Source organism: Demequina capsici (genome assembly GCF_032102965.1).
Lineage (GTDB): Bacteria > Actinomycetota > Actinomycetes > Actinomycetales > Demequinaceae > Demequina > Demequina capsici.
This window is the reverse complement of sequence record NZ_CP134880.1, coordinates 721,871-747,004: the sequence shown is the minus strand read 5'-3', so window position 1 is coordinate 747,004 and position 25,134 is coordinate 721,871. Positions and strand designations below refer to the sequence as shown.

At 68.9% G+C, this 25,134-nt stretch carries 27 protein-coding genes; 10 read left to right on the top strand and 17 right to left on the bottom strand.

What is annotated here, in order from left to right; genetic code table 11:
- Positions 1–76: 76 nt before the first annotated feature.
- The gene (locus RN607_RS03625; RefSeq protein ID WP_313544409.1) at positions 77–1,588 is read left to right on the top strand and encodes a PucR family transcriptional regulator; all 1,512 of its coding nucleotides are present in this window, start codon (positions 77–79) and stop codon (positions 1,586–1,588) included.
- A 122-nt stretch (positions 1,589–1,710) separates the two neighbouring features.
- Here RN607_RS03625 and RN607_RS03620 read toward each other — a convergent pair whose 3' ends face one another.
- From RN607_RS03620 to pflB, 5 genes are all read right to left on the bottom strand, one after another.
- The gene (locus tag RN607_RS03620; protein ID WP_313544407.1) at positions 1,711–2,055 is read right to left on the bottom strand and encodes a cupin domain-containing protein; all 345 of its coding nucleotides are present in this window, start codon (positions 2,053–2,055) and stop codon (positions 1,711–1,713) included.
- A 56-nt stretch (positions 2,056–2,111) separates the two neighbouring features.
- A complete protein-coding gene (locus RN607_RS03615; protein WP_313544405.1) occupies positions 2,112–3,509 on the bottom strand; it encodes an NAD(P)/FAD-dependent oxidoreductase in 1,398 nt (465 codons plus the stop codon).
- Entirely contained in the window at positions 3,509–4,891 is a 1,383-nt protein-coding gene (locus tag RN607_RS03610) for an aspartate aminotransferase family protein (protein WP_313499952.1), read from the bottom strand. Before RN607_RS03610 ends, RN607_RS03615 begins: the two co-directional genes overlap by 1 nt.
- A 242-nt stretch (positions 4,892–5,133) precedes the next feature.
- Positions 5,134–5,955, bottom strand: a complete 822-nt coding sequence (pflA, locus tag RN607_RS03605; RefSeq protein WP_313499950.1) for a pyruvate formate-lyase-activating protein — start codon at positions 5,953–5,955, stop codon at positions 5,134–5,136.
- An 89-nt stretch (positions 5,956–6,044) separates the two neighbouring features.
- A complete protein-coding gene (gene pflB, locus RN607_RS03600; protein ID WP_313499948.1) occupies positions 6,045–8,315 on the bottom strand; it encodes a formate C-acetyltransferase in 2,271 nt (756 codons plus the stop codon).
- A gap of 375 nt (positions 8,316–8,690) precedes the next feature.
- Between pflB and RN607_RS03595 the strand changes: the two genes are divergently transcribed.
- A complete protein-coding gene (locus tag RN607_RS03595; protein ID WP_313499946.1) occupies positions 8,691–9,986 on the top strand; it encodes an ABC transporter substrate-binding protein in 1,296 nt (431 codons plus the stop codon).
- Positions 9,987–10,028: 42 nt separating this feature from the next.
- On the opposite strand, the gene RN607_RS03590 is transcribed toward RN607_RS03595, so the two are convergent.
- From RN607_RS03590 to RN607_RS03570, 5 genes are all read right to left on the bottom strand, one after another.
- Entirely contained in the window at positions 10,029–10,871 is an 843-nt protein-coding gene (locus RN607_RS03590) for a hypothetical protein (protein WP_313544403.1), read from the bottom strand.
- A gap of 312 nt (positions 10,872–11,183) precedes the next feature.
- Positions 11,184–11,669: a pilus assembly protein TadG-related protein gene (locus RN607_RS03585; RefSeq protein WP_313499944.1), complete on the bottom strand. Its 486-nt coding sequence runs from the start codon at positions 11,667–11,669 to the stop codon at positions 11,184–11,186.
- On the bottom strand, positions 11,666–12,181 hold the full coding sequence (locus tag RN607_RS03580) for a pilus assembly protein (protein WP_313499943.1): 516 nt from the start codon (positions 12,179–12,181) through the stop codon (positions 11,666–11,668). Before RN607_RS03580 ends, RN607_RS03585 begins: the two co-directional genes overlap by 4 nt.
- Complete coding sequence (locus RN607_RS03575; RefSeq protein WP_313544401.1) at positions 12,174–12,527, bottom strand: TadE/TadG family type IV pilus assembly protein; 354 nt, start codon at positions 12,525–12,527, stop codon at positions 12,174–12,176. The genes RN607_RS03580 and RN607_RS03575 overlap by 8 nt, the downstream gene beginning before the upstream one ends.
- Positions 12,528–12,549: 22 nt before the next feature.
- Positions 12,550–12,741: a hypothetical protein gene (locus RN607_RS03570; RefSeq protein WP_313499940.1), complete on the bottom strand. Its 192-nt coding sequence runs from the start codon at positions 12,739–12,741 to the stop codon at positions 12,550–12,552.
- Between the two features lie 188 nt (positions 12,742–12,929).
- Here RN607_RS03570 and RN607_RS03565 point away from each other — a divergent pair, with 188 nt between their 5' ends.
- The 8 genes from RN607_RS03565 (at position 12,930) to RN607_RS03530 (ending at position 17,960) form a co-directional block, all read left to right on the top strand.
- Positions 12,930–13,199, top strand: coding sequence for a hypothetical protein (locus tag RN607_RS03565; protein WP_313544399.1), 270 nt, complete (start codon positions 12,930–12,932; stop codon positions 13,197–13,199).
- Between the two features lie 352 nt (positions 13,200–13,551).
- Positions 13,552–13,869 (top strand): hypothetical protein, encoded by a 318-nt coding sequence (locus RN607_RS03560; protein WP_313544397.1) that lies wholly within the window; start codon positions 13,552–13,554, stop codon positions 13,867–13,869.
- 411 nt (positions 13,870–14,280) lie between these two features.
- Positions 14,281–14,571, top strand: a complete 291-nt coding sequence (locus tag RN607_RS03555) for a hypothetical protein (protein ID WP_313544396.1) — start codon at positions 14,281–14,283, stop codon at positions 14,569–14,571.
- Between the two features lie 126 nt (positions 14,572–14,697).
- Positions 14,698–14,838, top strand: coding sequence for a hypothetical protein (locus tag RN607_RS03550; protein WP_313544395.1), 141 nt, complete (start codon positions 14,698–14,700; stop codon positions 14,836–14,838).
- The gene (locus tag RN607_RS03545; RefSeq protein ID WP_313544393.1) at positions 14,835–15,179 is read left to right on the top strand and encodes a hypothetical protein; all 345 of its coding nucleotides are present in this window, start codon (positions 14,835–14,837) and stop codon (positions 15,177–15,179) included. The genes RN607_RS03550 and RN607_RS03545 overlap by 4 nt, the downstream gene beginning before the upstream one ends.
- A complete protein-coding gene (locus RN607_RS03540) occupies positions 15,173–16,948 on the top strand; it encodes a DUF3987 domain-containing protein (protein ID WP_313544391.1) in 1,776 nt (591 codons plus the stop codon). Before RN607_RS03545 ends, RN607_RS03540 begins: the two co-directional genes overlap by 7 nt.
- A gap of 43 nt (positions 16,949–16,991) precedes the next feature.
- Positions 16,992–17,462 carry a hypothetical protein gene (locus tag RN607_RS03535; RefSeq protein ID WP_313544389.1) on the top strand — a complete coding sequence of 157 codons (471 nt, stop codon included), beginning with the start codon at positions 16,992–16,994 and terminating at the stop codon, positions 17,460–17,462.
- Between the two features lie 36 nt (positions 17,463–17,498).
- Entirely contained in the window at positions 17,499–17,960 is a 462-nt protein-coding gene (locus RN607_RS03530; protein ID WP_313544387.1) for a hypothetical protein, read from the top strand.
- A gap of 719 nt (positions 17,961–18,679) precedes the next feature.
- Here RN607_RS03530 and RN607_RS03525 read toward each other — a convergent pair.
- The 7 genes from RN607_RS03525 to RN607_RS03495 form a co-directional block, all read right to left on the bottom strand.
- Positions 18,680–20,044: a recombinase family protein gene (locus RN607_RS03525; RefSeq protein WP_313544385.1), complete on the bottom strand. Its 1,365-nt coding sequence runs from the start codon at positions 20,042–20,044 to the stop codon at positions 18,680–18,682.
- Between the two features lie 15 nt (positions 20,045–20,059).
- Complete coding sequence (locus RN607_RS03520) at positions 20,060–20,911, bottom strand: type II secretion system F family protein (RefSeq protein WP_313544382.1); 852 nt, start codon at positions 20,909–20,911, stop codon at positions 20,060–20,062.
- Positions 20,908–21,768 carry a type II secretion system F family protein gene (locus RN607_RS03515; protein WP_313544380.1) on the bottom strand — a complete coding sequence of 287 codons (861 nt, stop codon included), beginning with the start codon at positions 21,766–21,768 and terminating at the stop codon, positions 20,908–20,910. The genes RN607_RS03520 and RN607_RS03515 overlap by 4 nt, the downstream gene beginning before the upstream one ends.
- Complete coding sequence (locus RN607_RS03510; protein WP_313544379.1) at positions 21,769–22,998, bottom strand: TadA family conjugal transfer-associated ATPase; 1,230 nt, start codon at positions 22,996–22,998, stop codon at positions 21,769–21,771.
- Positions 22,999–23,198: 200 nt separating this feature from the next.
- Positions 23,199–23,390: a hypothetical protein gene (locus tag RN607_RS03505; protein WP_313499935.1), complete on the bottom strand. Its 192-nt coding sequence runs from the start codon at positions 23,388–23,390 to the stop codon at positions 23,199–23,201.
- Between the two features lie 38 nt (positions 23,391–23,428).
- Positions 23,429–24,367 (bottom strand): hypothetical protein, encoded by a 939-nt coding sequence (locus RN607_RS03500; protein ID WP_313544378.1) that lies wholly within the window; start codon positions 24,365–24,367, stop codon positions 23,429–23,431.
- Between the two features lie 381 nt (positions 24,368–24,748).
- Positions 24,749–25,036 (bottom strand): hypothetical protein, encoded by a 288-nt coding sequence (locus tag RN607_RS03495; protein ID WP_313544377.1) that lies wholly within the window; start codon positions 25,034–25,036, stop codon positions 24,749–24,751.
- Positions 25,037–25,134 lie beyond the last annotated feature (98 nt).

Below are 25,134 nucleotides of genomic sequence, written 5' to 3'. Positions count from 1 at the left end.
GACGGCCCTACCGACACTCACTCGCCGCGGTGTACATTCCTGGTTCACTTGCTGTACACCGTGGCAGACTCGGGCCATGGACGTCCCCCGCCCCACGCTGCGCGCCCTGCTCTCGCGCCACGGACTCGACCTGCGGCTCGCCAGCGACCCCGCCGACCTGCCCGCGGACGCGCTCGACCGCGAGATCCGTTGGGTCCACAGCTCCGACCTCCTGGACCCCACCCCGTTCCTGTCCGAAGGCCTCGTCCTGCTCACCACCGGCACGCAGTTCGCCGACGCGGACTCGGATGCCGACTACGACGCGTATGTCGAGCGCCTCCGCCGCCGCGGCGTCCTTGGCCTCGGATTCGGGACCGAGGTGGTGCGCGACGGCATCCCCGCCCCCCTGCTGCGCGCGTGCCGGATCCACGCCATACCCGTCTGGGAGGTGCCGTACCGAACGCCCTTCATCGCAGTCGCGCGCGCGAACGCCGAGGCCGTCGCCGCGGCCGCCTACGCCCGCCGCACCTGGGCGCTCGACGCGCAGCGAGCCGTCGCTGTCGCCGCACTGGGACGCCGCGGGACCGACGCCGTCATCGCGGAGCTCTCACGGAGGCTCGACGCCTGGGTCGCAGTGGTCGACGCGGGCGGCAGGTTCCTGCACGAGCACCCCGCCGGCCGCCTGGACGCCGACGCCGCGGCGCGGGTGCGGGTCGAGGCCGTGGGCCTCACCGCCCGGAGGGTCGCGGCGGGCGGCTCGTTCACCGTGGGCGACACCCCGGTGACGCTGCAGACGCTCGGGCACGGCGGCGGGCAAGGGGTGCTCGCCGTCGCCGCGAGCCTGGATGAGCAGGCGCGCAGCGTCGTCACCACCGCTGCGGCGATCGCGGGAGCCGCAGGCGAACGACGCGCGGACGTGGACCACGGCCGAGAGGTGCTCGCCGCCGGGATCCTCGCCGCGATCGACCGGGGCGACGACTCACTGGCGCGCGCGGTCGCGGACGCCGCGGGCATCCATCTGCCGCACCCGCCGGTCGCAGTCGCTGTCGCACCGCATCCCTCGCCCCACCTCATGACGGCGCTGAGCCGGCATCCCACGCTCCTGGTGGTGCGCCACGAGTCGGAGGCGATCATCCTCGGCCCACCGAACGGGGCCGAGGTAGCGCTGGCCGCCGTATCCGAGCCGGTCGGGATGTCAGTCGCCCACTCCTGGGACGAGTACGGCGACGCGCTCACCCGAGCACGGATCGCGCTCACCCGTGGCCGCACAGGGCTCGTCCGCTTCGAGGACTCGGCACAGCTCGGGATGCTCGCCGCTCTCGGACACGACGATGCGAGGCAGCTCGCGGAGGCCACCCTTGAGCCGCTGCGCGCGCACGACCGCGAGCACGGAACCGCGCTCATGCCGACCCTGATCGCCTGGATGGGCGCCGAATGCGGGCACGACGCCGCCGCACGCACGCTCGAGGTGCACCGTCACACGGTGCGCGCGCGCATCGAGCAGGCGCAGCGGCTCTTGGGGCTGGATCTCACGACGGTCGCGGGCCGCTCGCAGGCATGGGCGGCGCTCACCGCATCAGGCGCCTTGAACCCGGCAGCCACGACATAGGCGCACACGCGCCCGCCCATCCGGGTAAGCCAGTGTCGCTTCTCAGACCTCGCTGCATCTGACGGGTGACTCACTGCCGCTTGGGGCGCGACTCAGGCGGGAGTGCCCACGCGTGTCGCTTCTCAAGCGATGTAGACCTTCCGCAGCGTCTCGGTCACGGTCCACCGCGTCGTCTGACCCTCGGCGAGACGGACGATGCTGCCCGGCCCCACCACGAGCGCAGGAGCCGAGCCGTCGGTGAAGTCGATCGTCGCCCGGCCTGACAGCACCACGAAGACCTCGTCGACCTCGACGTCGGTCGAGACGCCAGGCGTGTGCTCCCACACACCCACCTCGACGCCGCCGACCTCCGTCAGCGCGACTGCTCCCGCGAGCGGAGAGCCCGACTCGACCTGCGAGTCGGGCAGCGCCTCGAGCGGCACCGACAGCTCGACCACCGCCACCGACCGACCGGGCTCGAGCAACATCCCCGGATCCAGCATCGTCCCTGGTTCCAATACAGCGTCCGCGGCGTGCTCCTCCGTCACGAGTCGAAGCCCAGGCCCAACCGGTCGAGAGTCCGCAGGAGCGCATTGCGGCGTCCCTCACGATGGTCGGCCTGGTTGAGGGACCACTGCGTCATGCCGATCCCTACCATCGCGAGAGGTTCCGGAGGGAACGGCAGCGGCCGTTCGCGCACCATCTCCAGCCGAGTGAGCTCCGTCTCGTGACCCGAGAGCAGGTCCAGCATCACGCGCGCCGCGAAACGCGACGCCCCCACGCCCAGACCCGTGAAGCCTGCAGCGTACGCGACCGTCCCCTTCCGAGCCGTGCCGAAGTACGCGCAGTAGCGGGTGCAGGTGTCGATGGCGCCCGCCCAGCGGTGCGAGATCCTCACGCCCTCGAGTTGCGGGAACGTGGTGAGCAGGTGACCCATCAGCCGCTCGTAGGACTCGGGTCGGTCCTGGTACGCCTCCTTGACCTTGCGGCCCGGGTGGTAGACGGCGTCGTAACCGCCGAAGAGCAGCCTGTCGTCGGCCGTGAGCCGGTAGTAGTGGAACTGGTTCGCCATGTCGGCCACTCCTTGACGCCCCTCCCACCCGAGCGATGCCCGCTGCTCGGCGCTCAGCGGCTCGGTCATGAGCGAGTAGTCGTACACGGGCACCGTCATGAGCGCGTTGCGCTTGAGCAGCGACGGGAAGACGTTGGTGGCCAGCACGGTGCGAGCGGCACGCACCTCACCCCTGCCGGTCTTCACGCCACCGTCGCACAGCTCCGTCACGGCGGACCGCTCATGGATCACGACGCCCAGCTCCACAGCCACGCGCGCCAGCTCCACGGCGAGCTTGCCGGGATGCACCAGCGCACACCCTTCCCTATCGAGCTCGCCCGCCAGGTAGGTCGGCGAGTCGACCAGCGCCCTCGTGCCGTCGGCGTCGTACGCCGCCTCCCCCAGCCAGTCGATCTGATGCGGCTCGACGGCGACCGTGAGCGCTCCCGTGCGCTCGAAATCGACATCCATGCCGTAACGGTCGACCGTCGCCGCGATCTGGTCCAGGTTCTCGAGGCCCAGCTCCTCGAGCCGCTCGATCTCGTCGGGCCAGCGGCTCTCGCCGTTCTCGCGGCCGTGCGTCAGGCTCGCCTCGCAGAAGCCGCCGTTGCGACCCGACGCCGCCCAGCCGATCCGCTCGGCCTCCAGCAGGACCACGCGCGAGTCGGGACGCTGCTCCTTCTCCAGCACCGCGGTCCAGAGGCCCGTGTATCCGCCGCCGACGACGACGAGGTCCGCCTCCACGACTCCCGCCAGCGGCGCGTGGTCGGGGCGCTCGAGGCCATCGAGCCAGAACGGGGTCAGGCGGGAGCCGGCGAGGGCCTCCCTCACCACCGCGGGGTCGGCGGGTTCGCGTTCGAAGACGGTGGTGCGGGAGGCCTCGACGGTCATCAGGCGCCGGCCTCCGTGAGCGCCGCGGCGAGCGAGTCGAAGGCGGCGATGTACGCGTCGACCGCCTGGTCCGAGTGGACGACGGACATGGTCCACTCCTCCTCACGACCTGGCGTCATGAAGATGCCGTGGTTCATGTTCCACAGCCACGCGAGCTCGGACAGCGGCACGTCCTGGGCGCCCTTGAAGGTCTCGTAGTCCACGATCTTCTCCGTGGCGAACGTGACGCAGCCCTTGGAACCGATGCCGACGGCGTAACCCGGCAGGTCGTACTTGTCGATCACGGCCTGGCAGCCGTTCACGATGCGGTCGTTGAGCTCAGCCAGACGCTCGTACGCCGCGGGCGTGAGCACCTCGAAGAGGGAGGCGCGGGCGGCGGCCATCGACAGCGGGTTCCCGTTGTACGTGCCTACCTGGTAGACCTTGCCGCTCTCGACCACCGCCATGACCTCCTCGGTGCCGCCGATCGCGCCCGACGGCAGGCCACCGCCCAGAGCCTTGGCGAGCGTCACCAGGTCAGGCGTGACACCGAACTTCTCCGTGGCGCCACCGGGCGCGATCGTGAGGCCCGTCTTGACCTCGTCGAAGATGAGGACGATGCCGTGCTTGGCGGTGATCTCGCGGACCGCCTCCAGGTAGCCGGGCTCCGGGAGCACGACGCCCAGGTTCATCATCGCCGCCTCCATGATCACGCAGGCGGGAAGACGGCCCTCGGCGGCAAGGCGCTCGATGCGGCGCTCCATCGCTGGAGCGTCGTTGAACGGGACGGCGATCGTCATGTCGACCACAGCCTGCGGGATGCCCGCACCGTACGGCAGCGACGCGAGGTTCTCGCGGTCGCCGATCTTGTCGTACTCGACGCCGATCGACACCATCACGGTGTCGTGGTGACCGTGGTAGCTGCCGAAGATCTTCATCACGGTGTCGCGCCCGGTGAAGGCGCGGGCGATGCGGATCGCGTCCATCGTGGACTCGGAGCCGGAGTTCGTGAAGCGCCACTTGGGAAGGCCCCAGCGACGGGCCAGCTCGTCGGCGACCACGATCGAGTCCTCGGTCGCCGCGGCGAAGTGCGTTCCGAGCGGGTACCGCTTGCCCAACGCGTCACCGATCGCCGGGTGCGCGTGGCCTTGCACCATCGACCCGAAGCCGTTGTGGAAGTCGTAGTACTCGTTGCCGTCCACGTCCGTGATGCGGTCGCCCGAGCCCGAGTCGATGTAGATGGGCCACGGGTCGCGACCCTGATAGCTCGAGGCGACTCCGCCGGAGAGGTGGACCGAGGCCTGCGCATACATCTCGCGAGACCTGCCGGTGCGCTCGTTCAAGAGCGCCGACTGCTCCTCGATGAGGCGGGCGATGCGCGAACGATCGAGCGTGATTGCCATGATTGCTCCACCCGACCGGCCTGGCGACGGGCGTGTGCGTGGCGGAAGACGGTCGTCGGCCTGGCACGATCCGTCGGGCATGAGCCACGAAGCGACTCACGTCGGGGCACGCTTGCCCTGACGAAAGATTAGCAATCAAGAGAGCCAGGAGACCGCGATTTCACAAGGATTTAACGTGGCAGACCACGCATTCAGCAGTCGAAGCCGTGCGCCGGTCAACGCCCGCGGAGGGCGCCGACCGGTCACATCACGTTGATGCCGCGCTTCGCGAACTGCTGCTTGACCCGCTCGATGAGCTCCTTGGTGGGCGGCTTCGTGTCCTCGAGAAGGTACGGCTCGCCGGACAGCTCCCACTTCTCGCGGCCCAGCTGGTGGAACGGCAGCACCTCGAGGCGCTCCACGTTGCCCAGGGTCGCGACGAAGTCCGCGACGGCGTCCACATTCTCGACGGCGTCGGTCAGGTTCGGCACCAGGACGAAGCGGATCCAGACCTTCTTGTCGAGCGCGTCGAGGCGCCGTGCGAAGTCGAGCGTCGGCTGGAGCGGGCGGCCCGTCACCCGCTGGTAGGTCTCGGGCAGACCCGACTTGATGTCGAGCAGCACGAGGTCGACGTAGTTGAGATCGTCGTCCGTGAGCCGGGAGCCGAGCAGCCCCGCCGTGTCGAGCGCCGTATGGATGTCCAGGTCCTTGCAGCGACGGAAGATGCTCATCACGAACTTGGACTGCAGCAGCGGCTCGCCGCCGGAGATGGTCAGGCCTCCCCCGGTGACCTTCATGACGGTCGCGTAGCGGGTGACGCGCTCCATCACCTCGTCCACCGAGTGGCGCACGCCGTCCTTCATGCGCCACGTGTCGGGATTCTGGCAGTACTGGCAGCGCATGCCGCAGCCCGCGAGGAACAGGGTCATGCGCGTGCCGGGGCCGTCGGCTCCGGTCACGAGGTCCCATGAGTGGACGGAACCGGTGACGGGCGACGCCAGCTTCTCGCTCTCCTCGAGCTCCTTGTCAGCGATCTCCATGGGAGGCGACAGGAGGAGCTGCACGGGTACAGGCTCGTCGGGCATGGTGGGGATCTCCTCGCCGTATCGAAATCGTGTGCAGATGGGACGACGCCCCGCCCAGCGAGGGGCGGGGCGTCGTACCTGATTCTGTCTTACAGGCCCGCGTGGAACGTGCGGGACAGGACGTCGAGCTGCTGCTCGCGCGTCAGGCGGACGAAGTTCACCGCGTAGCCGCTCACGCGGATCGTGAGCTGCGGGTAGTTCTCCGGGTGCTCCATGGCGTCCTCGAGCGTCTCACGGTTGAGCACGTTGACGTTCATGTGGAAGCCGGCGCTGACCGTGTAGGCGTCCAGAACGCCGACCAGGTTCTTCACCTGCTCCGCCTTGTCACGGCCCAGGCCCGACGGCACGACGGAGGTGGTCAGCGAGATGCCGTCCTGAGCGTCGTCGTAGGGCAGCTTCGCGACCGAGAGCGCCGACGCCATGATGCCGTGGTTGTCACGGCCGTTCATGGGGTTGGCACCCGGGGCGAAGGGCTCGCCGGCGCGACGACCGTCGGGCGTGTTGCCCGTCGCCTTGCCGTAGACCACGTTCGACGTGATCGTGAGCACCGACTGCGTGTGCTTGGCGTTGCGGTAGGTGGGCTGCTTGCGCACCTTCTCCATGAAGCGGCGCACCAGGTCCACGGCGATGTCGTCGGCGCGGTCGTCGTCGTTGCCGTAGGCGGGGTACTCGCCGTCGATCTTGTAGTCGACCACGAGGCCCGTCTCGTCGCGGACCGGCGTCACCGTGGCGTGCTTGATGGCGGACAGCGAGTCGGTGGCGACCGAGAGGCCGGCGATGCCGCAGGCCATGGTGCGCAGGATCTCGCGGTCGTGCAGCGCCATCTCGATGCGCTCATAGGCGTACTTGTCGTGCATGTAGTGGATGCAGTTGAGCGCGTCCACGTAGGTCTCGGCCAGCCAGTCCATGAACACGTCGAACTTGGCGAGCACGTCGTCGTAGTCGAGCACGTCGCCCTCGACGGCGGCAGTCACCGGCGAGATCTGCTTGCCGGAGACCTCATCGCGGCCACCGTTGATCGCGTACAGCAGACCCTTGGCGAGGTTCACACGAGCGCCGAAGAACTGCATCTGCTTGCCGACCTCCATGCCGGACACGCAGCAGGCGATCGCCGCGTCGTCACCGCACTGGTCGCGGAGCAGGTCGTCGGACTCGTACTGGATGGCCGACGTGTCGATCGAGACCTTGGCGCAGAACTCCTTGAAGCCCTGGGGCAGCTTGTCGCTCCACAGCACCGTCAGGTTCGGCTCGGGGGCGGGGCCGACGTTGTACAGGGTCTGGAGGAAGCGGAACGAGGTGCGCGTCACCAGCGAACGGCCGTCGGTGCCGATGCCCGCGATCGACTCGGTGACCCACGTCGGGTCGCCGGAGAAGAGCGAGTCGTACTCGGGCGTGCGGAGGAAGCGGACGATGCGCAGCTTGATGACGAAGTCGTCGATGATCTCCTGCGCCTCGGACTCGGTGAGGGTGCCCTCGGCGATGTCACGCTCGATGTAGGTGTCGAGGAAGGTGGAGGTGCGGCCGAGCGACATCGCGGCGCCGTTCTGCTCCTTCACCGCGGCAAGGTAGCCGAAGTACAGCCACTGCACGGCCTCCTTGGCGGTGGTCGCCGGGCCCGAGATGTCGAAGCCGTACGAGGCCGCCATCTGCTTGAGCTCCTTGAGCGCCTTGATCTGCTCCGAGTTCTCCTCGCGGTCGCGGATGATGTCCTCGGTGGAGCGCTCCATGTCGAGCGACATGCGCTCGATCTTCTTGCCCTCGATCAGGGCGTCGACGCCGTAGAGGGCGACGCGGCGGTAGTCACCGATGATGCGGCCGCGGCCGTACGCGTCGGGAAGGCCGGTCACGATGTGCGAGCTGCGCGCGGCGCGGACGTTCGGGGGGTAGGCGTCGAACACGCCGTCGTTGTGGGTCTTGCGGTAGTTGCTGAAGATGTTCTCCAGCTCCGGGAGCACCGGGTAGCCGTAGGTCTCGAGCTCCTTGACCACCATGCGCCAGCCGCCGAAGGGCATGATCGCGCGCTTCAAGGGCGCATCGGTCTGCAGACCGACGATGACCTCGTTGTCCTGGTCGATGTAGCCAGGCTTGTGCGCGGTGATGGTGGCCGGGGTCTCGAAGTCGACGTCGTAGACGCCCTTCTCGCGCTCCTCCGGGAACATCGCCGACAGCTTGGCCCACACGCCCGTGGTGCGCTCCGTCGGGCCGGCGAGGAACGTGTCGTCGCCGTCGTACGGGGTGTAGTTCAGCTGGATGAAGTCACGGACGTTGATCGCGTCGCGCCACGGGCCGGACGTGAAACCACGCCACGCGTGCTCGCGGACGGCGTCGAGGTCAGCGCCGGTGGGGGAAGTGATGGTCATTGGCGGAACTCCTCACGCTGGAGGCCCGGTGGGGCCTCTACTCTCCTCGACGGTTCTGGACCCCGCCGGGGGTGCGACCACGCGGCCCGGTCGGCCGCATGTCCACGACCAAAGTAGAACGTCGTGTCCAGTAATTCTCGGGACCTTTGGCCCCACTGTGCGGACCACGCTACCCACGGCCCCTACCGCGCGCGCGACATAGGCGGCCGGGACGCTCGCCAGGGCGGCCAGGCGACGCGAGGCGCAACGCTGGCGTCGCCCCGCGCGTTGACGTCACGCCGCATCGGCCGCACCCCGCGGGCGAACCCGTCGCTGCTCGCAGATAGAGTGAGGGGGCGCCTGCCCGGGCGTGCAACACGGACAAGGGAGCACTCGATGACCTGGAGGACTGCGACGGGAGTCGTGGCCACGGCAGTGGCGGGAGCACTCGTGCTCAGCGCCTGCACCGGAAGCGATGCGGACTCGTCCACCTCCCCGTCCGCGAGCGCGCAGGACGTCAGCATCTCCGTCGCGACCGTCGGAGACATCGGCCTCGAGGCGCTCGCCACCCAGTACATGGCGGACCACCCGAACGTGACGATCACCGTCACCCAGTCGGGCTATGCCGACCTGCACGACACCCTTCAGAACGCTCTCGTCGCGGGCTCCGGCGCACCCACCATCGCCGTGCTCGACGAGGCGTACATGCCCAGCTTCGTCGGCCAATCGGACGGGTTCGTCAACCTGCTCGACCTTGGGGCGTCCCAGTACCAGTCGACGGTGCTCCCGTGGGCGTGGGCTGAGGCGAGCAACGCGAACGGCTCCGCCACCATCGGCCTGCCTGCGTCCGTCTCAGGCCTCGCCCTGTGCTACCGCCGCGACCTGCTCGAGGCAGCGGGCCTGCCCGGGGACCGCACAGAGCTGTCAGCCCAGATGGGGGACTCGTGGGACGGCTTCCTCAGCACCGCCGAGCAGTACACGACCTCCAGCGGCCACTACTTCCTGGACAACGCCGAGACCCTGCTCAACCCGCTCATGATGCAGGCGGGGGTGAGCTTCTACGATCGTGACAACGCGCTCGCCATGGACCCGGTCCAGGCCCCGTTCACCACCGCGGTCGAGGCGGCCACCGCAGGGATCTCCGCCAACGTGACCCAGTGGACCGACGACTGGACCGCCGGGCTGTACGACGACACCTACGCCGCAGTGCTCTGCCCGTCCTGGATGCTCGCCTACATCCAGACGAATGCTCCCGAGGGCTTCACGGGCCAATGGGACGTCGCCGACATCCCCGGCGCGGGAGGCAACTGGGCGGCGAGCTACTACACGATCCCCGCACAGTCGGACGAGGCGACGACCGCCGCCGCCTACGCGTTCATCCAGTGGCTCATGGAGGACGCCCAGCAGCTGGCCCGCTTCCAGGCGGTGGGCGCGTTCCCCGCGACCCCGGCCCTCTACACCGACGCGAGCATCCAGGCCTACTCCGACTCGTTCTTCAACAACGCGCCGATCGGAACGATCTTCACCAAGACCGCTCAGGACCTCACCGGTGAGATCTACTACGCACAGAAGAACACGACGATCCGCACCTCGGTCGAGCACGTCGTCGACCAGGTGGAGGCCGGCGAGTTCACCGCGGACGACGCGTGGGCTGCAGCGGTCGACGCGGCGCAGACCGCAGACGCCTCCTGACCGGGAGGGCGCAGGGGGCGTCCGGGTCGTGCCGCCGTCGACCTAGCGGGCGTGCGACCCACCTCCTGCACTTGCGCTCAGGGTGATGTCGAGCGACACGCTGTGGTCGTGGCGATCCATCGTGTCGGGATCCCACCCGACGACGCACGCGATCGTGGTGTCGTCCGAGACGGTGAACGTGATCACGTAGTCGCCCGCTGGCGGGAAGTCGCCCTTCTGACCCCAGTTGAAGCCGTAGACGATCTTCCCGGTCGAGTTGACCTCGGCAGTCGCGACAGTGGTGAAGGAGGCCGACACCGAGCCGTCGTCGGCCAGGGTAGCGATCGTGAGGTCGGCGTCGTGATCCCACACCATCACCGGTGACGGGGACCCCACGGTGTCGGCGGTGCCGTAGACCGCGAGCCGGTCAGGCACACCCTCCTCCGACAGGTTCACGATCGTGTAGCCGATGGCGTCGGCAGGCGTCAGGTCGCCGCCGCTCGTCGTCAGGGCCTCGAGCCCGACCTCGACACGGATCACCTTGCCTGCCTTCAGCGCGGTGTCCCCCATGAGGTTGTCGCCCCAGTCGACACGAACCGTCGCCTGCGAGGCCGTGACGCACGTGCCACCCCACGTCGCGGCGGTCTTCTGGAGCCAGTAGCCGTCGGTCGTGGCAGGAACCCCATCGGTTCCGGGTGCGTGGGGCGCACCGTCGCACGCGACGCGCGGCTGCGGCGCCGTCGACGGTATCGCTGTGACGCCCTCGCCGAGGACGTACATCGACGGTTGCGACAGGTTGTTGCCGAAGTCCTCGGCGGTCGGCCTGCCCTTCGCCGCGGCTGGCGTGGCGAGCATGGCCGCGACCAGCACGGCACCCGCGATCGGTACTGCTCTCTTGCGCATCATTCCCTCTCCTCCCCGTCGGACGGTGAGGCATGCGGGGTGCGCGCCGCACCGCCTGCGGCCCTGCGCCGACGCAGGACCACCTGCCTTCCATCCCACGCCTGGAGGCGGGTCCGGCCAGGGGACCTAAGTCCCTGCCTTGGGCGATTTGCCCGATGCGCGGCCGCGAGATCGCACCCTCGCGCGGCCGCGAGATCGCGCCCTCGCGCGGCCGTGAGATCGTGGTGCGAGCACTGCCGGCAGGAAGCGGGCTCGCGCAGGCCCGAACGCGCGCGACCGGCACGGGGTGCGAGGGCGCAGCTCTCGCGGCAGGAGTCAGGAGGCGCGCGCGCTCGACTCGGCTCGCAGGACGATCCCGTCGGCGAAGGGCGCCAGTGCGCTCAGGTCGAACAGGGGATGCACACGTAGCTCGACCTCCACGACCGCCGTCGATCCGTCGGGGGTGGTCACGTCGGCCACGGCGGCGCCCTGGACGCCGTGGCGCTCGCTCGCGGCTGCCAGATGATCGTCCACAGCTGTCGTCATGCGTGCCGTCGCGAGGGCCACCCCGGCGACGTCGGGAGCGCCGGAGTCCCCGGCGAAGTAGGCCCCGACGTCTGCGGAGTCCGCGGCGTCGAGCGCCAGCTCGTCGGCGAGGTGGAGTAGACGGACCCGCTGCAGTTGGACTGCGGTGGACGACGCCACCACCAGGACGACCGCGAGCAGGACCGCGACGACGCCGAGGGTGAGCACGGTGACGTTCCCGGAGTCCGAGAAGTCGGCCCTGCCGCGGTCGCGATGCCGGGGCGCCCGCCGCCTCACGCCTGGTCCGCCATCGAGTCGACGGGCGAGGTGGCATCGGCGGACACCTGCACTGCGAGGCCCGCTGCAGAGACGAGGCCGGGAACACCGGGAAGCGGCACGTTCACCGTCACGTGTGCGAGGACGCTCGAGCCGGGCGTGAGGCACGGGTCAGCGGTGCATGCGAGGGCGAGCGTCGCCTGGTCCGCTGCGAAGCCGAAGTCGCCCAAAGCGACGGGGAGGACCGCCTCTGCCCGTGCGCTCGCCTCATCGAGCGCGCCAGGGTAGGACCCGCCCGACTCGAGGTTCGCTACGCCGACGAGCACGGCGACCCTGGCCGCGGTCTGCGCGGCGTCCTCCGCTGCGTACGCAGCGGCCTGCACTCGCCCTAGAGTGACGATCAGGTACAGCGCCGGGATCAGCAGGAGCACCGTCAGCGCGATGAGCTCCACTGCGGCGGCCCCGACGTCAGGAGCTGCTCGCGGCTCGCCATCCGGGTCGCTGCCAGGGATACACGAACGGACGTCACGCACCCGGACCCTCCTGCAGCGCGGTGCCGCGCGCCTTCAAGTCCCCGGGGCCCCACAGGCCGATCACGGGCATCGACGCCGACAGCTCGACGGCGACAGCCTGCAGCCCACCGACCGTGGTGCGGTGAGCATGCGCCGTCGTGACGATGCCGGGGATCGCCTGTGCTGCCAGGTTCTTGGCGCGCGCTTCACCGTCGGCGAGGTCGGCTCCGTCACGCCCCGCGAGACGCGCGCCTTCGACCGCGCATTCGATCATGGTGTTGCGCACGTGGACCGCGAGCGCGACCTGCATGACGCCGAGGGCGAGGAGCACGACCAGCACCATGCCCATCAGCTGCTCGGTGATCACGCTCCCGCGATCCGCCCTCACGTCACGCACCCGTGACTGAGGCGATCGCATCGTCGAACAGCCCGGTGAGGGCCGGCCCGGCGACCGCCCAGATCGCGGCGACGAGCCCGGCAGTCATCAAGGTGATCAGCACCCATCCCGGCACGTCTCCCCTGTCCTCGAACGGCCCCTGGCGATGCCTCCATGCTGCACATGCAGCCTTGATCCTGGTCATATCTCCTCCTTCAGAAGTCGAGCCGGAGTGCCGCGAGCCCCGGGTATGCGGCGAAGAGAACGGTGACGGGAAGGATGAGGAAGATCACCGGGACCACGACAGACTAAAAAGGCCTTGAAAGACAAAGAAATGCCCCCGCAACCGCGCCAACGGTCCGGGGGCCTGGACGGACTTCAAGGGAGCCCGACATGAACCAGCGTACCGACACACCCCGACGCCCCGCCAGCGCTGCCGCGATCACCGCGCGCACGTTCGCTGATGAGGCCACGGAGCGCCGCGACGCCGCCGCCCTCGCGTGGGATCGCCTTGATATTCCCGAGGGCCAGCGTCAGGACAGGATCACCGCGCACCTCGCAGACCGAGCGCTCACCGCATATGTCGCTTCCGTCGTGGCGAAGGCTCCCCCGCTCACTGCCGACCAGTCCCGACGCATCACCACGCTGCTCGCCCCCGCCTAGCGGCCCTATGTCGTCCCCGGCACCTGTCGGGGGTGGCGTAGGGCTTCTAGCCTTCGGCGTTCCATGCCCCCTAGCCGTGAACCAGCGGGGCACCGCGAATTGATCCCGAGCGCGGCGGGATCGCTGGCAGGGTTGCGCGCCCCCGAGGCCTCGGGGCACGTCCTGTCGGTTCGGGTAAGGCCCTACCCCTCTTGGGGCGGGTCTACTCGGCGTGTCCTGGGGATCGGCAGGCCAGGGGGTTCGCTTCGGCGGGGAAAGGGGGTCAAAGCTTCTGGCACCCGAAGGGTGTCCGAGCCGTTCGACCGCGACCACCACAGCAGCCACGAAGAACACCAACGACAAGGAGAGCACCATGGCATCCACCACCACACCCGAATGGCAATTCGACGGAACCTTCTACCACCGAGGTACGACAATCGGAGGCTGGCAAGTGGTCCAGACCGCGAGCCTCGACAAGCCAGCCATGTCGACGAATCCGCCTGAGTTCCACGCAGACGTGGTCGTCGACGAACCTGAGTTCCACGCAGACGTGGTCGTCGACGAACCTGAGTTCCACCACGACATGCAAGGCGTCACCGGGAATCCGATCGTAGGCATCGCCGCAGCTCGTGAGGCCGCTCGCCAACTGCTCGCGGCGTGCGACTACGCCGAGAAGCACTTCACCGCCTAAAACCGCAGAATGCCCCGGCGCGACACACCCACGTGCGACACGCCGGGGCATTCTTCATCATTCGCTGCACAGTCCGCGTGAACCTTGCATTCTTCGGCGTGTCGCGGATGCCATGACCGTATGGTCGCCCGTACGTTTGGCCCCAACGCACCCGCCCGGGTGCAGGCAGAGAAACGCCCCCGCCGCCGCTGGAACGGCTCGGGGGCACGACGGAGGACAGTCCGCATGGATCAGGGTACGCGATCACTGAGCACGTCGCTCAGGCCCGCGCCCCTGCCTGCTCCTGCTCGCACAGCCATGCGGGTCCGCTTCCGTGCGGTGGCGCGAGAGGCTCACGCCAACCCTGCACCCGAGGTCGTTTCGCTCGCCGATGGCCTGAGCCTTCTCAAAGACCATCCGCCGCTGATAGTCATGGCTGACCTTCGCGCTGAGGCAGCCGCGATCGACACCCGCCGCGAGGCCCTCGCCGAGCACCACGCGCTGACCGCGTCCCTCACCGAGCGTCGCACCGAATCCGAGTCGGCCCTCGCCGCGATCATCGCGAGCATTCAGGCCACCGCCAAGCACCATGCTGGCGTTGCCGACCTAACAGCATCCGTTGCCGTCCACGAGACGAAGGCACGCCGTAAGCTCACGCGCGCAGTCATGACGTCCGCGCCCCCGACCCATGCCGCCTGGCAGGGAACGGCTATCGCGGCCTAACTACCGCCTAACCCGCGCCCCATCCGACGCGCTTCCGACGCGCGCCCCTGCCTGTTGCGGCCCTGACCGCGCACCCTTGCGCGCCTAGTCGGCTCGACCCCTTCGGCGGGGAACGGCTGTACCCCCATGAGCAGCAACAGCGATGCGCTCGCCGCGTATGTCGCTTCCGTGGTCGCGAAAGCGCCGCCCCTCACCCCTGACCAGTCCCGACGTGTCGCCGCGCTGCTCGCCGCGCCCGCGTCCGCAGCCCGGGCGAGCCGATCGTGAACGCCACGACACCCGCGTTCACTTGGCTGCCTAGCCCCACGTGCGGCGGCGTCATGGCCGCGCTGGGTCTCGACTCGTCTGCCTACCGTCGCCACCGCGCCCGACAGCGACGCGACGCGACCGCGCAGCTCGACGCCCTGGAGGCGAAGCTCTACCCCGACGCGCACCGACCGGACGCGACGCGCGGACGGACCCCGGCAGGCCCCGCCTACGTCGCCTACTTGCGCGGCCTCGGTTGGTCCGATGCTGACATTCGCGCACGCCACTACCCCGCCCCGGCATGGCTCGCCGCATACGTCGCCCCCGCACGACGCACCCAATCTGAGGCGTCCCCGTGGTGACTCCCGACGCGCTGCCTACGGCGTTCCCTACCGACGCACTACCCGAGCCCCTGGCCGCGTGGGTCGCCGCGATCGCCTGGCAGTACCAGACTGACTCCGCCCTGCCTGCCGTGGCGTGCCTCGCCGCGCTCTCGACGGCAGTCGGCGGAACAGTCACCATCACGCCGCGCCAGGGATGGACCGAGGCAGCCGCGAACCTCTACCTTGCCGCCGCCGCCGATCCCGCAGAACGCAAGTCCCCTGTGCTTCGCGACGCGATCGCGCCGCTTCGCGAGGCTGCCGCTCGCCTCGTGGACGCCACGGCCCGGGACCGCGCCGCCGCGACCCGCCGTGCTGCCTCGCTTCGCACCCACGCCGAGACCCTCGCCGCCGATGCCGACAAGATCGTGCGGCTTGAGGGACCGGACACCGCCGAGGCCCTGGCCGCAGACGCTCGAGCAGCCGAGGCCCTCGCTGCCGCCGACGCCGCCACCATCCCGCCCGCGCCCGTGCTGCTGATCGGCGACGCGACCCCCGAGGCGCTGGTCTCGACGGTCGCGGCGCATCCCGCAGGCGTTGGCCTCATCACCGACGAGGCCGGCGCAATCGCGACCGTCACCGGACACCGCTACGGCGGCACCCCGAACACTGACCCCATCCTGCAAAGCAAGTCCAACGGCCCCATGCACGTCACGCGCCGATCCGCCCCCGACATCTGTGCCGACCGGCCCGTGCTGACCGTCGGCGTCCTGGTACAGCCCGAGCCCCTCGCCGACTTCCTCGCCGATCCGTTCCTACGCGCTCGAGGCCTACCCGCACGCTTTCAGGTCGCGTTCCCGCCCGCCAGGATCGGAGACCGTCACCCCAACCCCGAGCCCGCAACGCCCGCGATCGTCGCCGCCTACGCCGACACGATCAGCGCGCTCGTGCACTCTCGAGGCGACCACCGCGACGAGCCCTCACCGATCGGCTTCACACCCGCCGCCCGCGACCAGCTGACGAACCTGCTCGAGTGGACCGAGGGCCTCATGAGGCCCGGCGGATTCCTGGCCGACCTCCGCGACTACGGTGGCAAGTGGTGCGGCGACGTGGTGCGCCTCGCGACCCTCCTGGCCCTCACGATCGACCCGACCGCGACCGAGGTAGACGCCGCCGCCCTCGATCGCGCCGCCACGATCGGACGCTACTTCATGGGCCAGGCAGTCACCGCCCACGCCGCCGCAGAGGCAGCCGACGCCGACCGAAACGCGGACTACGTGTGGACGCGCATCCGTAGCCGCTTCCCCGACGCCGACACGATCACCGCACGCGAGGTCTACCGCGTCGCGATCACCAAGCGCATCCCTGACCGCGACGCCCTCCGCGACGCCCTTGACCGCCTCGTGCTTCGCGGATACCTCACCGAGCTCGACACGGACACCGAAGCGAACAGTCGCCGCTCCATCATTTACCGAATCAACGCCGCAATAGGTCCCACGAGCGACACCCAAGGCACCGCGGACACTCTCGAGCCGCCGCCATTTCCCGACGCCGCCGACCCCGGCGACGACGTACCTGAGTTCCTACCGACACCCGACGCAGCAGATCCCACCGCTGCGCTCACGATCGCCCGCCAGGCCGACGCCGAGGCCCTCACCGCTCATCGTCGGGGCGACAGCGCAGCCGTGGCCGACGCCATGACTCGAGCCGCCGCCGCCTACCGCGACGCGGGAGACGACGCCGAGGCCGCCCGCCGCGAGGCGATCGCGGCACGAACAACAGACCCACACCCCGGGGCAGCCGCCCCCTAACCCTGCAAGAACAACACAACACACCACACCGAAGGAGAGCACCATGAGCATGAACCTGACACCCGTTCAGGCAGCACTTAGGACGATCGACCAGGACGACCGCGACCAGATCGGACGCGACGCGCAAGCCGCAGTCATGACAGCAGCGTCACTGTCGAACGCCGTCCGCGCCGCCCGTTTGGCCGAGCGTCGCGGGAAGTCCGCACGCAGGGTGCTACTTGACCCCGAGACCCCCGCGCCCACACGCGCGAAGGCGCTCGAGGAGATCAACCGCGCCGAATCCGAACGGGCTGCCGCTGAGGCCCGGATCACCGAGGCCCTCGGAACGGTTCGGCAGGCGCGTGCCGCTGCAGTCTCGGACGCCGCAGCCGCGCAGGTGATCGCGGACCGAAACGAGCGCGCAGCGAGCGAGTACAGCAGCGCAGTAGCCCGCGCATCCGCTCGTACGAGGGACGCATCGCACCTGGCCGCAGCGGTCGCCTCGGCGACCGCCTACTCGCCCCTGACCAAGTAACCGAACCACCACCAAGAACCGACGAGAGGACACACCATGTTCACACCTTCCCCCGAGACAATCGCCGCCGAGAAAGCCGCACACCTCGCAATCAGCCGCACCAACGCCCGAGTGAGCGCAGCTGAGGCAGCGATCGCCGCAGCAGGCCACGCGCTCGACATGGCCGACGAGCAGACCCCCGAGCTCGAGGCACAGCTCGCCCGTGCCGAGCGTGCACTCTCCCGCGCGCAGAATGCCAACAAGCAGGCCTACGCGGACCTGAGCGCCGCTGGCCGACGCCGCGACGCTGAGAAGAACGAGGCCCTCACCATTGCCCGTGAGCGTGCCCGCATCGCCGAGGCCGAGAAGATGCTTGAGGTAGCGAAGGCCGAGGCCGAGGCGCGTCGACTCGAGCACGAGCGCGGCGTAGCGATGTCGGACGCCAAGCGCCTCGAGGGCGAAGCCGACCAGGCCAAGGTGAACGCGGCCAAGGTCAGTGCAGCCGCACGCCGAGGATAACCTCACGGCCACGAGACCGGCCCCCTTGCGCTCCGTGGGGTAGCGCGAGGGGGCCTTTCGCGTCCCTCGGGACCGCTTCAATCCTCATGACAGTCCTCATGACAGTTACATGACAGTCCGGCAAATCAGGCATAACACCTGGTAGACGCCTCATGACAGTCATGACAGTCATGACAGGCATGTCTCAGCACGCAGCCGCCACCGCACACTAGCTCCGTCGTGTGCTACTGTCATGGTGGTGCTTTGTACCAACAACCACATCATGAACGCGCGAGCGTGACCAGGCCGGAGACTCTGAGGGAGAGTCTCGGGAGGGATAGACGTGCCCTTAGCGAAGGGGCACACGCTTGGCAGTGGGTCACCCAACAGCACCGCCTCACCACCGCACCGCGCAGCTCGAGCCGACCACCGCACCGCACACGGCGCAACAGGCAAGCGCAAAGCCAGAGAACAGCAGCCGGGGTGAAGCGCAGGGGCCAGGCCGCACACCATCGTCACCGAGGCCGCACGAACCTCGAGCACGTCAAATCACAATCACCCTGCGATCTGAGCGCGTCCGCTTTTTTGACCACCCACGGGCAGCCGTGCTCCCTCCTGCCATTCCCACCAACGGGGTTGAAATATTCCTCACATGGGGAATTGATAGGCAATTCGACGCAATCGACCGCATTCCCCCGCATCCGTCCGCACCCGATCGCAGCACCCGGCTAGGCCCCGCCTCAGGTGCGCCACTCGATTGCGATCGACTCGGGGCCGGGCCGGAATCCCGAGCCTACGGGCAGAATCGTCACCCGCATGAGTGTGCGGATCACTTCGCGGCGCTGCTCCGCGCTTGCCTCTGCCCACACTTCGCGCACGGTATCCGCCGAGAAATCCCCGAGCACCTGAACAGGCTCTGACGCGCGGACCGCCTCGAGCGCGGCGGCCTCATCGACTCGCAGCCTCGCGGTGATCCTCGCCAACTGCTCGGCGGAAATCGTGCCCTCTGCGAACTGGTCCGCTGCCGTCGCCATACGCGCCCGCGCACCCTCGAGGCGTCCCCGTGCTTCCTCGAGCGCGTCCGCGTCGCCGCCGAACAGGTTCGGTGCGTCAGGCAGCGCGAGGCGCTCGACCATGACGCTCTCAACGACAGAATCGACCAGCTCGACGGACCGGCGCACCCCGAAGCACTTAGGGCAGATGTATCGGGTAGCGCCGGTCTTGCCAGCGTTGCCGCGCACGGTCGCGCCACACTTCCCGCACTCGGCGACACCGCTGAGCAGCCACTTCCTCGGCTGTCCCATGCGAAGGTGCCTTCGCGACGGGTCCGTCACCACAGCCTTGACGCGCTCGAGCGTGTCGGCGTCAACGATCGGTTCCCACGAGCCCATGCCGACCACCTTGCCGCGATGGACCCGCCGCCCAGCGTTGCGGTCTCGCACGATGATCTGGCGAAGCGAAATCGTCGTCCACTTCTCGACGCGCGGGGCAGGCACGCCGCGAGCGTTGAGGTCCGCCACGATCGCGCGCAGCGACTCGCCTGTGATGACGCGACGCGACGCCTCGCGGATCACGTCGGCCTCGGCGTCGTTCACCACGTCCTGTCCGTCGATCCTGTCCCACCCGTAGGCGCGCATCCCATGGGGACGCCCTTCCTCGGCGCGCTGATCGAAAGCACGCTTGACGCGCTCGCCCGTGCGCTCGGCTTCGGCGGCGTCCCATGCGGCGATCGTGCGTGCGACCGCTCGCCCGTCCGCCGTGCTGAAATCTGCGCTTCCAGACACGCACGTCATGATGCGAATGCCGTACTTCTCCGCGAGCTCGATTAGGTCCTCCCACTCGCGGGGCCTCCGGGTCAGCCTGCTATTCGAGTAGGCGATAACCGCTCCGAACTTCCCTCCGCGAGCCGCCTCGAGCATGGCCGCGTACTCGGGCCGTGCCGCCCTCGAGCGTGTCGAAGCGCCTAGATCGTTGTCAACGTACACGTGCGCTACGGTCAGTCCCAGGCGGTCCGCGAGAGCCCGCGCGTCGGCTTCCTGGCGCTCGACACCCTCGCCACGCCCGTCGGCGTCGCGACTGATACGGCAGTAGACCGCAGCATCCATAGCGCCAGGGTATATCTAGCGGTTGACAGCCGGGATCATCATGAGGATCTCCCGTCTGCCCCCGTCCTCCATCAGCGACTGGCGTCGCGCCTCACGCACGTCGACGGCCTGCGCCCTGAGCACGTCGGCAAGCGGTGTGCCTCGTTCCACCGCAGTCGCGATCGTGTCCGCGAAGCGGCGGACGGCCTGAAGGCCCGTCGCGCCGGCGAGGACCCTGAGCGATTCCGCCAGTGGCATCCCCGCTCGCGTCCGGGCGAGCACCTCGCGGATCTCTTGAGAGAGGTCGCCTTCGGCGAGGCGGGATACCCGCTCCATCGCGCCGGTGGCACCCTCCCCGGCGGACACGGACAGCGCGAGAAGCTCTGCGATGGCCGGAAGCTCGTCGAGCATCCTCTGCTCGCGCCGCGCGACGGCGACGGCCAGCGCGCGCTCGCGCAGCACCACGCCGGCGGCCCCCGCCGCAAGGGTGAGGATCAGCAGCACCGCCGGGGCAGCTCCACGGGAGGCGGCCAGGAGGATCGACGCGGCGAGGCCCACGGCGAGGCCGAGCGCGCCCCACACCACCTGTCCTGCACGGAACTGATCCGGACTCGTGGTCCAACCGGCGCGCCGAACACGCCTCTCGATCTCCGCCGTCGAGGTCCCCCACCGTTCGAGCGCGTGGACTGCGTCACGCACCACGGGGGCGAGAAGACGCTCGAGCAACGGGGCTGACGCCGCCGAGAGCATCGGCACCCGTAAGACCCTCGATGCCGGCATCGACGGCGCGAGCCTCATGGCGAGCGTGAGCCGGCGCGCCTGCCACCACGAGAGCGCGAGCGCAAGCCCTGCGCCCAAAGCCGCGCCGCAGAGGATCGCTGGGATCACCGCATTACCCGCTGCTCCTGCGGAAGGCGCCCGATCCGCATCATGACGCGGTACGCGATCACCGTCGCACCTCCCCCGGCTACCAGGATCGTCACGCCGACGCCGGAGTCGTATGCGCGTGCGTTCTGCGGCTGGCTCGCGAGCATGAGCAGCACCGCCCACGGCGCCGCGACGGCGAGGCGCGCTGCGTTGACGGTCCAGCTCTGACGCGCCTCGAGCTCGCCACGGGTGCGAGCGTCCTCACGGAGCAGCTCGCTCAGGGTTCTGAGCAGATGTCCGATATCGGTGCCGCCCACCTCGCGGGTGAGCCGGAGCGCCTCGACGATCCGATCCGCCACCGGATCCGCGAGCCGTGCCTTCAGCTCATCGAGGCTCTCAGAGAACCTGCCGGACGCACGGAAGTCGCGCCCGAAGGCTGCGAAGGCATCGCGCAGCTCCATGGGCCCCCTCTCCCCGAGCTGGCTCAGCGCCTCCGGCAGCGCCAGTCCTGCCCTGATCCCGGAGGACAGGCTGTCGACCGCCTCCGGCCAGGATTCCCGCATCCGTCCCCGTCGCGCTCGAGCCCGGCCCCGTACGAGCGCGAACGGACCTCGCGACGCGAGGGCGCCGAAGCATGCTCCGATGACGAACGAGCCGGTCACCGCCCCGCCGATGACGGCGACTGCGACACCCAGCAGCGCTGCGGTGCCGGCGAGCGTGTGCGGAGCGACCCCGTGGATGCCCGCCTGGTGCAGGTCGTCACGAAGCGACCGGCTCCATCGCCCGATCGTGGGCACACGCACCGCGTCGGCGGCCCAGGTGGACCACCACACGAGGAAGGCGCCTGCGCCGAGCATCAGGCCGAGTACGGTGCCCATTCAGCGCGCTCCCCAGAGGCGGACGACGTCGATCCCTGCGCGGGCGAACCGCTCCGCATGCGGCGGATGCCCGTCGCCGCGGACGAGCACGCCCGCCTGGCGTCTGAAGAGGTCCGACAGCTCGACGATCCCCTGCTCTACGCGGCCAGGCACGCCGACGATCTCCCGCACCCGGCGCGTCCCGTGCGCATCGCGGTCGAGGTGCACCACCAGATCGATGGCTGACGCCACCGTCGGAACGACGAACGCCGCGGTCACGTTGTCTCCCGCGAGCAGCGGCAGGGTGCACATCTTCACCACCGCGTCGCGCGCGGAGTTGGCATGGAGGGTGCACATCCCGGGCACGCCAGCGTTGAGCGCGATCAGCATGTCGAGCGACTCTGCCTCCCGCACCTCACCGATCACGATGCGATCCGGCCTCATGCGCAACGCCTCTTTCACGAGGCGTCTCAGTGGAATCTCGCCGGTACCCTCGAGCGACGGCTGCCGACATTGCATCCCGACCACATCCCGGAGCGGAAGCGCGAGCTCGAACACCTCCTCGCACGTGACCACCCGATCACGGGCCGGGATCGCACCGGCGAGGGCGTTCAGCATGGTGGTCTTGCCCGCCTGCGTCGCCCCCGACACAAGGATGTTGAGGCCTACGGTCACTGCGGCGACCAGGAAACTGGCAGCGTCCGGGGTGAGGGAGCCGAGCTGCACGAGGTCCTCAGGGTGAGCCGCCCGTGCGACGTATTTCCTGATGTTGACGCTCCAGTGCTCGCGTGTGACATCCGGGATCACCGCATGGAGGCGTTCGCCTCCGGGGAGTGAGGCGTCGACGAACGGACTGGACAGGTCGAGCCGGCGGCCTGACAGCTTGAGCATCTGCTCGACCAGGTCGCGGACCTGGGTCGAGGTGAGGATCGTGGTGGTCAGCTCGGGCACTCCCCGCCGCGCGACGAACACACTGCTCGGCTCGTTGATCCAGATCTCCTCGATCTCCGGATCGTCCATGTACTGCTGGAGCGGTCCGAGACCGGCCACGTTGGCGAGCACCGCGCGCGAGGCCTCGATCGGATCGTCGACCGGGACCACGGCACCGGTCAGCGCACGCTCGCCCCACTCGGCCAGCGCATCGTCGACCAGATCACGCACCGCATCGCGATCGCGCAGCGGATCCACTCCCCGCTCGCGAATCTGCGCGCGCACCTGCTCCTCAAGCAGCGCCAGAACCTCCGTCCCCATGAACGGACAAACTAGGCAAATCGGCCACTCCATGCCGGGGAGCGCGGGTCATCTGTGGAGAACTCCAGGCCGCGCGGCCGGCCGTGCGGGCCAACGTCGCAGACGAAGCGGGAACGTCGCCTACCACTGCGGCAGCCCCGCACGCAAAGCAGCCCCGTCGCTCTCGCGGCGAGAGCAACGGGGCCGCCGAGTTCATGACGTCAGGCGCCGGGATCCGCGGAATCTGGACGAGCCGAACGACGCCGGTAGTCACGCCACGAGTAGTACAGCGTCGTGAGCGCGGAACCAAGGCACATTCCCACGAAGAGGCCGGGGCTTGATTCGAGCCAGGTATCTGGCATGAGCGCGACGACAACCGCCACGACGAGCAGGAGCACCGCAATGGAGATCATTACTCCACCCATCGTCGACCGACTTGTTTCAGGAAGTCTCATCGCGACCTGCACCAAGCCTGCCCTGCGTACGTAACGTAGATGTACGTGCCCCGGCTGTTCTTGTTACACGCACCCACGACCGCCCCACCAAGACCGACGATCACCGCGGCGATCCCCACCGGCAGACCACAAGGCAACGCTCCAGCAAAGGTGGCAGTGCAGCCGAGGGACGCGATTGTGAGCGCTCCAGCTCCTCCCGCAAGCGTCCACTTCAATTGGGTCGCTTGCCTGCTCGACAAGGTGAACCTCACACCCCACCAGTAGTACTTCGGGTCCGCCACGACAGGATAGGCGGCGTACTCGTCCGTCTCGACGACCTGGATGAGCGTCGCACCGTCAATCTCATAGTGGGTGGCGACGGGCTCTCCGTTCGCGTCGATGGCCCACGCAGCATCGATCCAACCCAGCAGCGCCTCGTCCCCATCAACAACCAGGACACCGCCTGCGCCGTCGTCGAGCAATGATGCACCCTCGGGCAAATCCATCGCGTAGTCGTAGGCAGTCGGCGAGTCTGGCCCCTCGATCGTGGTCAGGATCTGCAGCGCCCCATCTTCCTTGACCACAGGCAAGGTCTGCGAGCCGTTGTTGTTGTCATAGCTGACAACGCCGTCTGCCACGACCGCATCGTCGGCTTGATCCGCGAAAGGCAGGGCAATCGCAACCTCCGCGTCGCCGTCTCCGATCACCACCCCGCCCGACGGATCGACCGGGATGTCAACCGCCGTGCCGGAGACTTCGCCCTGAATCACCGAGTCCGCGTCACCGTCCAGCACGTCAGTCGCGACAGCGTCGTCCAACACGCCATCGGCGACCTCTTCGACGACGTCGACAACGTCACCGCCTGCAGGCTCGCCAGCACTCGCGAATGTCCCTCCCGAAACAACCAGCGAAGAAGCCACGGCTGCCACACCTAGAGCCCTCAACGCTCTCTTCACAAATACCCCCATTACCCCGTCTCACAACATGAGCGATGCACCGGGGGACCTCCCCGATGCACAGACCACGCCAGCGACTCGCCGCGACTCAACGCCCCCAGCGCGACCACCCACTCGCATGACATCAGATTTCTAGCACTTAGTGCCATCTTTCCCATAATGTCAGCAAGGATGCCCTATACGGCAGTTCGGCCAAGGTTCCGCTCCGCGGCACCCCTTGGCCATGGAGACGCAGCCGGGCCGCCCTTGAGACCAGACCTCGCCCGCCAAGGGCCCGGCCGCGGGCACCCAAACCGACCGCAACCACAGATAAGCGGGCGACGATCTCGGCGTGCAGCCGCGGACTGAACTGACTCCACACCAGGCCGTTTGAAGACATCTCTAGTTGACCAACGACGGCTCGTTGATCCAGATCTCCTCGATCTCCGGATCGTCCATGTACTGCTGGAGCGGTCCGAGCCCCGCGACGTTCGCGAGGACCGTGCGCGACGTCTCGGCCGGGTCCTCGACTGGGACCACAGCACCGGCCAACGCCCGCTCGCCCCACTCGGCCAACGCCTCGTCCACCAAGGCACGCACCGAGTCGCGATCGCGCAGCGGACCCACTCCCCGCTCTCGGATCCGGGCGCGCACCCGCGACTCCAGCTGCGCGTTCGTGTCTGCCCCCATGGACCGACAACCTAGGCAGGCGTCACCGCCGCAGACCGGGACCACGACGCATCTGTGGAGAACTCGCCACCGGCCGTCAGACGCGAACAACGGACGCA